Origin of the sequence: Schaalia odontolytica (assembly GCF_024584435.1) — a bacterium.
Taxonomy (GTDB): domain Bacteria; phylum Actinomycetota; class Actinomycetes; order Actinomycetales; family Actinomycetaceae; genus Pauljensenia.
Genome location: NZ_CP102197.1, coordinates 1,258,400 through 1,270,534 on the forward strand (window position 1 = coordinate 1,258,400; position 12,135 = coordinate 1,270,534).

11 protein-coding genes and 1 tRNA gene are annotated in these 12,135 nt (G+C 67.4%); 1 reads left to right on the forward strand and 11 read right to left on the reverse strand.

The genetic code is table 11. The annotated features are described in order from the left end of the window. The first annotated feature begins 35 nt into the window (after positions 1 to 35). Complete coding sequence (gene msrA / locus NQK35_RS05560; RefSeq protein ID WP_257113379.1) at positions 36 to 662, forward strand: peptide-methionine (S)-S-oxide reductase MsrA; 627 nt, start codon at positions 36 to 38, stop codon at positions 660 to 662. A gap of 124 nt (positions 663 to 786) precedes the next feature. Here the strand turns inward: msrA and NQK35_RS05565 are convergent, their stop codons facing one another. The 11 genes from NQK35_RS05565 to NQK35_RS05615 all read right to left on the reverse strand — a co-directional run bounded on the left by NQK35_RS05565 (position 787) and on the right by NQK35_RS05615 (position 12,050). Further along, positions 787 to 1,185 (reverse strand): FKBP-type peptidyl-prolyl cis-trans isomerase, encoded by a 399-nt coding sequence (locus tag NQK35_RS05565; protein WP_257113381.1) that lies wholly within the window; start codon positions 1,183 to 1,185, stop codon positions 787 to 789. A 33-nt stretch (positions 1,186 to 1,218) separates the two neighbouring features. Continuing rightward, on the reverse strand, positions 1,219 to 2,208 hold the full coding sequence (locus tag NQK35_RS05570; RefSeq protein ID WP_257113383.1) for a Bax inhibitor-1/YccA family protein: 990 nt from the start codon (positions 2,206 to 2,208) through the stop codon (positions 1,219 to 1,221). A gap of 132 nt (positions 2,209 to 2,340) precedes the next feature. Next, a tRNA-Leu gene (locus NQK35_RS05575) sits at positions 2,341 to 2,414 on the reverse strand. Positions 2,415 to 2,454: 40 nt separating this feature from the next. Then, entirely contained in the window at positions 2,455 to 3,435 is a 981-nt protein-coding gene (locus NQK35_RS05580) for a Ppx/GppA phosphatase family protein (protein WP_257114774.1), read from the reverse strand. Between the two features lie 59 nt (positions 3,436 to 3,494). Continuing rightward, on the reverse strand, positions 3,495 to 4,004 hold the full coding sequence (locus NQK35_RS05585) for a DUF501 domain-containing protein (RefSeq protein WP_009213339.1): 510 nt from the start codon (positions 4,002 to 4,004) through the stop codon (positions 3,495 to 3,497). Then, on the reverse strand, positions 4,001 to 4,726 hold the full coding sequence (locus NQK35_RS05590; protein ID WP_257113386.1) for an FtsB family cell division protein: 726 nt from the start codon (positions 4,724 to 4,726) through the stop codon (positions 4,001 to 4,003). Before NQK35_RS05590 ends, NQK35_RS05585 begins: the two co-directional genes overlap by 4 nt. A gap of 107 nt (positions 4,727 to 4,833) precedes the next feature. Next, positions 4,834 to 6,114, reverse strand: a complete 1,281-nt coding sequence (gene eno / locus NQK35_RS05595; protein ID WP_034231686.1) for a phosphopyruvate hydratase — start codon at positions 6,112 to 6,114, stop codon at positions 4,834 to 4,836. Between the two features lie 181 nt (positions 6,115 to 6,295). Next, complete coding sequence (locus NQK35_RS05600) at positions 6,296 to 6,901, reverse strand: hypothetical protein (RefSeq protein WP_009213335.1); 606 nt, start codon at positions 6,899 to 6,901, stop codon at positions 6,296 to 6,298. A 60-nt stretch (positions 6,902 to 6,961) separates the two neighbouring features. Beyond that, complete coding sequence (mfd, locus tag NQK35_RS05605; RefSeq protein ID WP_257113388.1) at positions 6,962 to 10,546, reverse strand: transcription-repair coupling factor; 3,585 nt, start codon at positions 10,544 to 10,546, stop codon at positions 6,962 to 6,964. 39 nt (positions 10,547 to 10,585) lie between these two features. After that, entirely contained in the window at positions 10,586 to 11,197 is a 612-nt protein-coding gene (gene pth, locus NQK35_RS05610) for an aminoacyl-tRNA hydrolase (RefSeq protein ID WP_257113390.1), read from the reverse strand. After that, positions 11,187 to 12,050 (reverse strand): SGNH/GDSL hydrolase family protein, encoded by an 864-nt coding sequence (locus tag NQK35_RS05615; protein WP_009213332.1) that lies wholly within the window; start codon positions 12,048 to 12,050, stop codon positions 11,187 to 11,189. The genes pth and NQK35_RS05615 overlap by 11 nt, the downstream gene beginning before the upstream one ends. Positions 12,051 to 12,135: the final 85 nt, after the last annotated feature.

Genomic DNA, 12,135 nt, shown 5'->3' on the forward strand with positions numbered 1-12,135 from the left:
GCGAGCCGGCAGGCTGTGGTGGTGAAATGAGGGGCATGAGATCTATCTTTTCGTTGGCCCATACCGGGCTTCGCGTGTCGCGTCACGCGGTTCTTGGCTCGTCGATGACGGAGGATGCGGGGACTGGCCAGGAGGTCATCTTCCTCGCGGCAGGGTGCTTCTGGGGCGTCGAGAAGGCCATGTGGAACGCTCCCGGGGTCGTGACCACGGCGACCGGCTACATGGGCGGACATTCGCCCAACCCGACGTACGAGCAGGTGTGTTCTCATTCGACGGGGCATGCGGAGACCGTGCGCGTCGTCTTCGATACCGCGCTCACGAGCGCCGCTGACCTGGTCCAGCTCTTCTTTGAGATCCACGACCCGACGCAGGTGGGTGGACAGGGCAACGACATCGGCGACCAGTACCGTTCGCAGATCTGGACGACGACCGCCGCGCAGCTTGACGACGCTCTCGCCCTGCGCGACGCCTACCAGGAGGTGCTCACTGAGCGCGGTTTCGGCCCGATTCAGACGATCATCTCCCCCGCTCCCGATGCCCACTCCGCCGCGCGCTTCTGGTACGCGGAGGACTACCACCAGCAGTATCTGTTCAAGAACCCGGGCGGCTACGAGTGCCACGCGCGCACCGGCATCGCCTGCCCGGCACTGCCACGCTCCTAGAGGCTCGAAAGGCCGGGCAATCGCAGCTATCGCCGCCTCATTCGCGCCGGCGATTCACCCCAACGACGTGGTGGTGCGCCGCACGAAATTGTGCGGCGCACCACCATCGTGTCACGCGCCAGGGTCAGGAGACGCCGAGGATGTCGGTGACGAAGACGAGGGTCGCGCCGCCGGGGATGCCCGCCTGCGGGACGCCGCGTGCGCCGTAGCCCAGCGAGGAGGGGATGGACAGCAGGACGCGGTCGCCCACGCGCTTGCCCACGAGGCCCTCATCCCACCCCGGGATGACCATGCCGACGCCGATCTGGAAGGACAGGGCGCCGCCGCGGTCGAAGGAATTATCGAAGTCCACGTCGGAGCCGAAGACCGCGCCGTAGTAGTGGCAGGTGATCGTGTCCCCGGCCTCGACCTGCTGGCCGTCGCCCGCGTGGAGGACCTCGACGACGAGCTCGTCGGAGGGGGTGCCGTCGAAGGAGAGGGCGGGCTTGCGGCCGAATTCGCCGGCGACAGAGATGTTTTCCATGGGGGTTTTCCTTAGGGGCGGTGAAGCGGCGCGTCAGTTGCGGCGCATGAGGTAGGACAGGATCCTGAGGATCTCGAGATAGATCCAGATGACGTCAGTCATGATCGCGAAGGTGCACAGCCACGAGTACTTCTCAGGCACGTTGTTGGCGACGCCGACCTTGACGGCATCAAAGTCGCGCACGAGGCACAGCACTCCGATGAAAACCGCGAGAACGCCGATGATGACGCCGAGCGGGATACCGAAGATCGGCGTGTTGCGCACCGCCGTCATGTCCACGAGGCCGGTACCAGAGAGGAACAAGCTGGCCAAGTAGTAGAAGAAGAAGGCGACAGAGCCGATGCCGGCGACACGGGTGAGCGTGTTCGAGTTGCGTACAAAGCCCATCGTGAAGGCGCCCAGGGTCACGCCGATGACGACGAGGGTCGCCAGAACGGCGCTCACCACGATGCCCGGGAACATCGCTTCGAAGGCGCAGGACAGGGCCCCGAGAACGAAACCTTCGATGAGCGAGTAGGCGACGATAGCGCCGGGACGCACCTTCTTCGAGAACTGGATGAACAGGGCGAGTCCGAGAGTGACAGCGCAGGCTGCGAGCGCAACCATCATCGCCGCGCCAATCGCGACCAGGCCGGTCATCCATCCGGCGGTCGCACCCACGAGAAGCAGGCCGAAGCACATGAGGGACTTGACCACGACGTCGTCGTACGTCATCGTTCCGCGATCCACCGCGTCGGCCGCGGGAGCGTTCATCATCGCCTCGTACGAGGCCATCGAATCGTCGTAGCCTGCCGGAGCGCCCTGAGGGACCCCGTAGACGGGCCCGCGATCAGCCGCCCGACCGGCCTGCGCGCCGGAGGGTCCGCTCTCCTCGGGCGCTCCGTAGGGGTTCGTCGAACCGCCGAAGGGATTGTGAGCCTGCTGGGACGCGGGCTGGTAACCGGGCATCGCAGGATAGCCCGCAGGTGTCGTGGTCTGAGCCGACCAGTCTTTGACGATGGAGTTCATCACCGGGTTGGCCATAGTATCTCCTTGGTCCGTTATGGTGTCTCTAGTGTCGCACGAGGCCGCGCCATACACGAAACGCACGCCCCAACACCGGCACCGACGGGCCAAGCAATGGCTCCCCGGCCTGGTCGCTGAGGACAGAAACAGTGCCCCCGGTGGGACTCGAACCCACAACACACCGATTTTAAGTCGGCCGCCTCTGCCAATTGGGCCACGGGGGCGCGATGCGCGTGTCCAGCCTACGGGAGGGAAAGCACCGACTCAACCGGCGTCACGGATCATCGCCATCGCGATGCCGTCAAGGATGTCGTGCTCGGAGGTGACGACCTGCTCGATCGGATGCCCGGCGGCCTCGGCGCGCGCCAGAACGCGCGTGACGATGCGGCTCCAGATAAGCGCGCCCGCCGCGATGACGTCCTCGCGCCCCTCGGGCATGAAGCCCAGGGAGGCCTTCACGGACGTCGGCTGATCGACCATGAAGCGCACGGCCTCCTCGAACTGTGCCGCGCTCAGGCGCGCGCCGTGGATGCGCTCGGGCTGGTACGACGTGAGACCCAGCGCCTGGGCGGTCAGGGTGGTCACCGTGCCCGCAACGCCCACAAGGGAGTGCACGCGCGCCAGGTCCACGGACTTTTCCGCGCCGTCCAGCTGCTCATCGATCCACGCGATCGCGCGCTCCTGGTCCTGAACGGGCACTCCGCCTGCCGGATCCACGTGGGAGAAGAACTTCTCGGTGACACGCACGGCGCCCATGTCGATCGAAATCGCCTGCTCAACGCGGGTCGCACCCAGCACCAGCTCCGTCGACCCACCGCCGATATCGACGACCAGCATCGGGGCGCACACGGACTCGCCCAGGCCGCTCACCGCGCCGTTGAAGGACAGGGAGGCTTCCTCCGTGCCGACGACGACCTCTGGCTCCACGCCGATGACGGCCTGGATCTGACGCACGAAGTCCGCGCTGTTGGACGCGTCCCGGGTTGCCGACGTCGCGACGAAGCGAGTGCGGGTCGCCCCCGCCGCCTCGATCATCCGCTGGTACTCAACGGTGGCCTCGACGGTCCGTTCGATCGCCGCCGGGTCAAGGTAGCCTCGAGCATCCACCCCCTGCCCCAGGCGCACGATACGCATCTGGCGGGTCAGATCACTCAGGTGAACGGTCCCATCCTCCCCCATGCTCCCGTCGGCGACAAGGAGTCGGATCGAGTTGGTTCCACAGTCAATGGCAGCTACGCGGGTCATCACGGTCGTTTCTCGTGGGTTACATCCCCGGAAAGAGCCCGGGGCTGGCTCAGTTTCTCTCAGCAGAAGCAGCGGTGCGGCGAGAAGAGGCCGCGCTCGTCAAGCATCGTCAGGACGCGGTCACCGATCGGGTTGACGCCGGGGCCGACGGCGAGGGAGTGCCCGACCAGGGCATGCAGGCACTTGACGCGCGTGGGCATTCCCCCGGCGCTCACCCCGGAAATCTCCGGGACCTCACCGAGGGTCAGGCGAGCCTCGATATACGCGCGATGCGCGCGCTCGTAGGCGCCGCGCAGGTCCTCGTCCGCGGCGAGGTCCTCGTTGAGGCGTTCCATGACGTGCTCCGCCTCGAGGGTGGAGGCCCCCTTCACGGCGGCGGGGTGGGTGAGGTAGAACGTCGTGGGGAAGGGCGTTCCGTCGGGAAGACGCGGGGAGGTTGCGACAACCAGGGGGCGTCCACACACGCAGCGTGCGGCGATACCAACGACGCCCCGAGGGACGCGTCCCAGCTGCTCTCGCAGGACCTCCAGGTCATCGTCGGTGGCGTCGGTGGTGTGTGCGAGGCTCATTCTGCGCTTTCTTGGCCGGTTGTGGTCCCCTGACCCGACTGGCTGACTTCTGCCGACGGGACGGGCGTCGAGGTGGGCGGCTGATCCGCCTTCCCCACCAGGATAGCGAGCTGGAGCACCCATGGGCGCGCGGGTCCTGTGGGTGCGGCCGCCGCAGCCAGCGCGGAGTCCTGGTATTGCGCCCCCGGATCAACGACCGTGTACTGGGTCTCACCCGGCCGCACGTATCCGAGGCGCTCACGCGCCTGGGTCGAGATGTAGTCCGGATCGTTCCACAGGTCGAGCTGGCGCTGCATCTGGGCGTTCTTTTCCTGCTGCTCGGCGACCTGTGCCTTGATCTGCGCCAGCTCACGTTCCTGTTGCCACCACTGGTAGACGCTGGGAACAAGCATGACGGCAAGGATCGCGGCGACCGTGAGGACGACGACGAGGCGCGCCGAGATGTCGAGACCGCCGATAGACAAGACAGCGGCGCCGTCGCGCCCGACGTGCCTGTCCGCTGCCAGGGCGCCCCGCCGCACTCCTCGTTTCTTGCGGTCGGTCGACGCCTGGTCCTTGGCTCCGCGCGCCGGAGCACTCTCCCCGCCCGCGAGCTTGGCGGCCTGGGCGGCCGCGCGGCGCTGGCGCGACTTCTCCGCATTGATCTCTCGCGTCGTGCGCGGCGCATCGGACAAGGTGCGGCGGCGCCTGGAGGGACGGGAGGAGGGACGACGGCTTGCCATTGTTCTATCGTGCCTTACGTCTGTTCGTTTGGATCGACCCCACGCCGACAAGACTCCGCGCGGGTCCGGAGGGACCCGCGCGGAGCTATGCGGCTAGTTGCCGACGCTCACTTGGCGAAGCGAGGGAAGGCGGAGCGGCCGGCGTAGACGGCCGCCTCACCCAGCTGCTCCTCGATGCGCAGGAGCTGGTTGTACTTGGCAACGCGCTCGGAACGGGCGGGAGCACCGGTCTTGATCTGGCCGGAGTTCGTCGCGACGGCGAGGTCGGCAATCGTGGTGTCCTCGGTCTCGCCCGAACGGTGCGAGGTCATCGTACGGTAGCCGTTACGGTGCGCTTCCTCGACGGCGTCAAGGGTCTCGGTCAGGGAGCCAATCTGGTTGACCTTGACGAGCAGCGCGTTCGCGACACCCAGTTCGATGCCCTTCTTCAGGCGCGCGGGGTTGGTGACGAAGAGGTCGTCGCCGACCAGCTGGACGCGGCCACCGATCTCGGAGGTCAGCGCAGTCCACGCGTCCCACTCGTCCTCGGAGAGCGGATCCTCGATGGACACCAGCGGGTAGTTCGAGATGAGCTTCTCGTAGTAGTCGACCATGAAGTCGGTCGAGCGCCCTTCGCCCTCGAACTGGTACAGGCCGTCCTTGAAGAACTCGGAGGAGGCGACATCCAGCGCCAGGGCGACGTCCTCGCCCGGCTTGAGGCCGGCCTTCTCGATGGCGGAGACGATGAGGTCCAGGGCCTCGGCGTTGGAGTCGAGGTTGGGGGCAAAGCCGCCCTCGTCGCCCAGGCCGGTGGACAGACCGCGATCCTTCACGACACCCTTGAGCGTGTGGTAGACCTCGGCGCCCCAGCGCAGCGCCTCGCGGAAGGAGGGTGCGCCGATGGGGGCGATCATGAACTCCTGAATGTCAACGTTGGAATCCGCGTGGGAGCCGCCGTTGAGGATGTTCATCATGGGGACAGGCAGGACGTGGGCGTTGGGGCCGCCCAGGTACTTGTAGAGGGGAAGATCCGCGTACTTGGCGGCGGCCTTGGCGACGGCGAGGGAGACGCCCAGGATGGCGTTCGCGCCAAGCTTGCCCTTATTGGGGGTGCCGTCCAGGTCGATCATGGCCTGGTCGATGTAACGCTGGTCGTCGGCTTCCTCACCGATGAGCTCGGGGGCGATCTGCTCGACGACAGCGTCGACGGCGTCCTGAACGCCCTTGCCGAGGTAGCGGCCCTTGTCGCCATCGCGACGCTCGACGGCCTCGAACGCGCCGGTGGACGCGCCGGAGGGGACGGACGCGCGCGCAGCGGTGCCATCCTCGAGGACGACCTCAACCTCAACGGTCGGGTTACCGCGCGAGTCGAGGATCTCGCGTGCACCAATGCCTTCAATAACTGCCACGTCATTCTCCAATCGATTTGTTGCGTGGAAGCGGTCAGTACAACGGTAATACGGACCGCCGTGTGTGGTCACCCCCGGCATGGGGGACGTTCTTCAATTCGGGGCTTTTGCTCACCCATTGGGAGGAAGACAAGCGACATTGGTCCCTGTCACGCAGCCTGTGAGTGAATGCTCACATGTCTCAGTGGGAGCTACCGCCGGTGGTGGATCCTCCCAGCAGCGCAGAGGCTCCACCCTGCTGGTTGCCCGCGACGGCGTCACCGAACATGGGGACCGTACTCGCCTTGTTTCCCCCCTGCGACGGCTGGCGGAATCGCGGATTGACCTGCGGATTAGCCGACTCTCGGGCCTTCGTCATCACGTCGTTGAGTCCCGCGACGATCGACGGGTCCGACTGAACGAGTCCGTTGAGCGTCTGTTCCAGGAGGATCGACCTGACGGTCGTGCGCGTGGCGTGGCCGAGCGTCAGGCCCGACAAGCCCTGCGCCTGCAGGACGCGTTCAACAGTCTGATCGACCTGTTCATCACTGATCGTAGTTCCCACCGACGAGGCCGCCGCGGCCAGGATCGGCTCGTTCAGGAGCGCCGTGCGAATCTGGTCGGCGCTGATCTGAGACTGCTGGCCGGTGAGCAGGCCCATCTGCTGGACCGCCTCGTTGACGTCCTCGGTGCTGTAGGAGCCGGAGGAGGTGACGACGGCGGCTCCTGGGTGAGCCGAGCACGCCCCCAAACCCAGTCCTGCGGCCACGATCAGGGCGGCGGTTGCCAGCTGGCGTGTATAGCGCACGAGCGATCCTTCCTCGGGTGTGTTGCGACGCAATGGGACCAGTGTATTCCACCACAGGCACTACGCGCCAAAAGGCACGAGAATCTTGGTCACGAGCGTGTCCACCCACTCCAGGAGAGGCGCGTCGGTGAGGGGCCTTCCTCCCACGCGCGAGGTGAGGGGAAGCGGCACCAGCACCTGGCGCACGGCTGCCTTGATGACGGTCCCGGGGTGCAGGCGCTTGAGGCGCATGACCTGGGAATCACGCAGTTCGACGGGGCTCACGCGCAGGTACTTGCCCTGCGTCACGACCTCGGAGATTCCCGCGCGACGCACGACTTCGCGCAGCCGTGCAACCGCAAAGAGCAGGTCGACCTGGGGCGGGATAGGTCCGTAGCGATCAAGGAGCTCCTCGCGCACATCTGCCTCCTGCTCGGGGGTGGCAATGGCCGCGATCTTGGCGTAGACCTCCAGGCGCAGGCGTTCTCCTCGGATGTATCCGTCGGGAATGTGGGCATCGACCTGCAGATCCATGCGCACGTCCGTCTTTTCGGCGGGCGTCTCCCCGCGGTAGGCGGCCACGGCGTCGGAGACCATTCGCACGTAGAGATCGAAGCCGACGCCCTCGACGTGCCCGGATTGGGCGCCACCCAGGAGGTTACCGGCGCCGCGGATCTCCAGGTCGCGTTGCGCGACGGCCAGGCCTGCGCCCAGCTCGGTGTTCGCGGCGATGGTCTTGAGGCGCTCGTGCGCGGTCTCGGTGAGGGCCTTGTCGCCGGGGTAGAAGAAGTAGGCGTAGGCGCGTTCTCGGCCTCTCCCGACGCGCCCGCGCAGCTGGTGGAGCTGCGAGAGACCGAAGGTATCGGCTCGGTCGACGATGAGCGTGTTCGCGTTGGAGATGTCCAGCCCAGTTTCGACGATGGTGGTGCATACCAGGACGTCGAACTCGTGGTTCCAGAAGTCCTGGATGACGGCCTCCAGCTGGTGCTCGTTCATCTTGCCGTGGGCGGTGCGTACCCGGGCCTCGGGCACCAGCTCGCCGATGTGAGCGGCGACGGAGGAGATGGAGTCGACGCGATTGTGCACGTAGAAGACCTGTCCGTCGCGCAGGAGTTCGCGGCGGATCGCAGCGCTGACCTGGGCGTCCGTGTAGGCGCCCACGAAGGTCAGGACGGGCTGACGCTCCTCGGGCGGGGTCTGCAGGATCGACATCTCGCGGATGCCGGAGATTGCCATCTCGAGGGTGCGGGGAATGGGGGTGGCCGACATGGACAGGACATCAACGTCCGTGCGCAGGGCCTTGAGGGTTTCCTTGTGTTCGACGCCGAAGCGCTGCTCCTCGTCGATGATGACCAGGCCGAGTTTCTTGAAGGAGACCGTTCCCGTCAGCAGGGAGTGGGTACCGATGACGAGGTCGACCTCGCCCGAGGCCAGCCCCGCTTTGACCTCCTCGGTTTCCTTCGGCGTCGAGAAGCGCGAGAGGGTGCCGATGCGGACGGGGAAGCCCGCGTAGCGCTCGGAGAATGTCTCGGCGTGCTGGGTCACGAGGAGGGTGGTGGGCACGAGCACGGCGGCTTGGTAGCCGTCTTGGATGGCCTTGAAGGCGGCGCGCACGGCGATTTCGGTCTTGCCGTAGCCGACGTCGCCGGTGAGCAGCCGGTCCATCGGCACGGCCTTCTCCATGTCGGCCTTGACCTCGTCGATGGTGACGAGCTGGTCGGGGGTCTCGACGTAGGGGAAGGCATCCTCGAGTTCGCGCTGCCAGGGCGTGTCGGGGCCGAAGGCGTGTCCCTTGGTCTGCTGGCGCACGGCGTAGAGGCGAATGAGTTCCTTGGCGACCTCGTTCACGGCCTTCTTGGCGCGGGCCTTGGTCTTGGCCCAGTCGGCGCCGCCCATCTTCGTGAGGGAGGGCTCGTCGGATCCGGTGTACTTCGAAATCTGGTCCAGGGAGTCGGTGGGCACGAAGAGCCGGTCGGCGGGCTGGCCGCGCTTGGAGGGCGCGTATTCGATGACGAGGTAGTCGCGCGTGGAGGCCGCATCCCCGCGCCCGATCGAGCGGGACACCAGCTCGATAAAGCGCCCGATGCCGTGCTGGTCGTGGACGATGTAGTCGCCCGGGTGCAGGGTCAGCGGGTCAACGCCCTTGCGGCGCCGCGAGGGCATACGGCGCATGTCGCGCGTGGAGGCCCCGGCTCGCCCGGTCAGGTCACCTTCGGTGAGGACGGCGATCTTGAGATGGGGTGCGACGAAGCCGACGCCCGCCTGCGCGGTCGTAATCGTGACGAGGCCCGCATCGGGTCGCGCTTCGACGTCGTCCGCGAGCGCGGCCGGACACGAGGCGTCGGTGAGAATGGAGCGGATGCGTCGTCCGGGTCCGGGGCCTTCGGTCGTGACGACGATGCGCCAGCCGCCTCGGGCCAGGTTCGTCAGGTCTGCGCCAGCGCGGGCGAAGTCGCCGCGGTAGGGGCGCACGTCGCGCGCGCCAACGCGCACGAGGGTGGGCGAGACGACGAGGGGGGCGGGGCCGTCCGTCTCGGCCCCTGCGTTCGTCTGTTGCCCGAGCGCGCCGGCCAGGTCGGCGGGTGGAAGAGCGGTGATCTCCCACCAGGGGTGCTGTCCGCTTCCCCACAGGTCGCCGAAGTCGAGGAAGGAAGCCTTCGAGGCCTCGAGCGGGGTGTCCGCGCCTGCGGCGGCGGCGCTCCAGGCTGCTGCGAGGAACTCTTCGGTGGTGGCCACCAGGTCTGCGGCCCGGGCGCGGATACGCTCGGGCTCCGAGGCCACGATGGGGCACGCCGGGGGCAGGAGGTCAAGGAGTGATTCCATCCCTCCCACGAGGATGGGGGCCAGGGATTCGATGCCGGGCGCGGCTATTCCCTCAGCGGCGAGGGAAAGCATTTCGGCGGCTCCGGGCAGGCGGCTCGCGGCCTCCCGCGCCCGGGCGCGCACGGCTTGCGTCAGCAGGAGTTCGCGGCAGGGGACGGCCCATAGCCCGTCGCCCGCCTCGCCGAGGGTGCGCTGGTCGGACACGGAGAACGCGCGGATGTCGTCAACCTCGTCGCCCCACAGTTCGACGCGCAGCGGATGGGGTTCTTGCGGGGGGAAGACGTCAAGGATGCCTCCGCGCACGCTTATCTGACCGCGCGCCTCCACCATGTCGACGCGCTCGTAGCCCAGCTCGGCGAGGCGCTCCGTCATCTCGGTGAGGTCCACGACGTCGCCCGCTCGCACGCGCACGGGTTCGAGGTCGGCCAGCCCGGCGATGATCGGTTGGAGGAAGGCGCGGATCGGGACGACGAGGACCGAGATGGGACCCGCGCTCGCGTCGTCGGCGACGGGGTGGACGAGGCGGCGCAGGACGGCGATGCGGCGCGCCATCGTGTCGACTTGGGGCGAGAGCCGCTCGTGCGGCAGGGTCTCCCAGGCTGGCAGCATCGCCACGCCCGGCATCCACGAGGCCAGCGCGTTGGTCAGCGACTCGGCGTCTCGCCCGGTGGCGGTGAGGACGACGAGGGGACTTTTCGCCCCGGATGCGAGGCGGGCGAGGAGGGGCGGACGAATACCCGCAGGGGCGACGATCGTGCCCGAGCGTCCGGCTTCGACGGAGTCCGCGGCCGTTTCGATCGCGGGGTCGGTGGAAATGTCCGGGAGGAGTCCGGTGAGTAGCACTCGCTGCCTTTCGCGGTGTGGGTGGGGGTAGCGCCGTGGTCAGACCCGTGAGGAATCGGTGTGCAGGTCCTGCTGGGTGGGGGCAAATCCGCGGGTCACGATGTCTTCGACAACGTCGCTGGCCTGCTCGAAGGTAACGTCCCAGTCGGGGCGTTCCTTGGCGGGCAGCACGGAGAGGACGTAGTCGGCTGGATCCATGCGCCCCGGGGGGCGTCCGATGCCGATGCGCAGGCGGGCGTAGTCTCGGGTGCCCAGGTGGGAGCTGAGGGACTTCAGGCCGTTGTGGCCGCCTTCGCCCCCTCCGACTTTGAGGCGCAGCGTGTGCGCGGGCAGGTCCATGTCGTCGTGGATGACGAGGATGCGCGACGGGAGGATCTTCAGGAAGGAAGCCAACGCCGCGATCGGGCCTCCGGAAGTGTTCATGTAGCTGTCGGCGCGGGCGAGGACGACGCGGGGTCCGGGCACGCCGCCCGGCCCCACTCCGAGGCGCACGTCGGCGGTGTGGGTGCGCGATCGGTGGGATGTGAGGGAGGCTCCCCCACGCGATGCGAGGACGTCAAGGGTGAGGTATCCGACGTTGTGTCGGGTGGAGGCATACTGCGCGCCGGGGTTTCCTAGCCCGACGACGAGCCACGGTCCGTCAGTCGTCATACTCCGATTGTGCCACCCGCGCCGAGAGCATGTCCCAGCGGGGGGCGTCTTCCACGACGGGAACTGCCTCACGCCGCGACGTCGCCCACGCATCCGCGAAGAGCTGGGCCCACTTGGCGTACGCGGCCGAGTTGGGGTGGAAGAAGTCCGCCGCATGGTAGGCGAAGGTGTAGGTGGGCAGGGAGTATTCCTGCGTGAGGGACCGCAGGTCGACGAGCTGCGCGTCACTGTCGGCGACGGCAGCGCCGATCCGGTCGGACATGTTCTGCGCGCGCGCCTCCTGGGGCATGATGCCGAAGGAGGGAATCGTGGAGACGAGGGAACGCGGCGGCAGGACGGATAGGACGCGGCGCAGGCGCTCCTCGAATTGTCCGGGGGCCATGTCTTCGGCCATGACATCGTTGCCCCCGACGGTCAAGGTCACCAGGTCTGGGACGCGCGAGCCGTCAATGAGGCCGAGTCCTCGCATCTGGGGAATCTGGGTGAGTTCGACGGACTCAATCGTGGCTCCCGACAGGGAGAGGTTGAGGAGCAGGACCTCTCGGTCGAGCTGGGAGGCGATCGCCGAGGCCAGGCGCGCCGGGTAGGACTCGGTAATGCGCGATGCGCCCATGCCCTGGACAGAGGAATCGCCCAGGGAAACGATCAGGTACGGGGCGTCTCCCTCGGGATGTTCCTCGAGCTGGCGCAGCCTCTCGAGGGTGGCCAGGTTGTGGTTCTCCCAGGCCTTGCGGTAGTCGCCGCGTTGGGAGTCCAGTCGCAGGAGGCGCCCGATGGCAAGGCCACCACCGAAGAGGCTCGCGCCGCCCGCGGCCGCGCCCGCCACCTGCCATGCTCGTTTGCTGATCCCCATTGAAGTGTCCTTCCCTCGTTCGTGCTGCGTACCTAGTGTAACGAGGCCGGGGGCGGTGCTTCAAACGATGAAGCACCGCCCCCGG

What these genes read in the sequence shown, in the direction of transcription:
- pth (WP_257113390.1), bottom strand. Translation starts at nt 11,197, where the DNA reads ATGACGACTGACGGACCGTGGCTCGTCGTCGGGCTAGGAAACCCCGGC.
- NQK35_RS05570 (WP_257113383.1), bottom strand. Translation starts at nt 2,208, where the DNA reads ATGGCCAACCCGGTGATGAACTCCATCGTCAAAGACTGGTCGGCTCAG.
- NQK35_RS05585 (WP_009213339.1), bottom strand. Translation starts at nt 4,004, where the DNA reads ATGAGCCTCGCACACACCACCGACGCCACCGACGATGACCTGGAGGTC.
- NQK35_RS05565 (WP_257113381.1), bottom strand. Translation starts at nt 1,185, where the DNA reads ATGGAAAACATCTCTGTCGCCGGCGAATTCGGCCGCAAGCCCGCCCTC.
- msrA (WP_257113379.1), top strand. Translation starts at nt 36, where the DNA reads ATGAGATCTATCTTTTCGTTGGCCCATACCGGGCTTCGCGTGTCGCGT.
- NQK35_RS05615 (WP_009213332.1), bottom strand. Translation starts at nt 12,050, where the DNA reads ATGGGGATCAGCAAACGAGCATGGCAGGTGGCGGGCGCGGCCGCGGGC.
- NQK35_RS05590 (WP_257113386.1), bottom strand. Translation starts at nt 4,726, where the DNA reads ATGGCAAGCCGTCGTCCCTCCTCCCGTCCCTCCAGGCGCCGCCGCACC.
- NQK35_RS05580 (WP_257114774.1), bottom strand. Translation starts at nt 3,435, where the DNA reads ATGACCCGCGTAGCTGCCATTGACTGTGGAACCAACTCGATCCGACTC.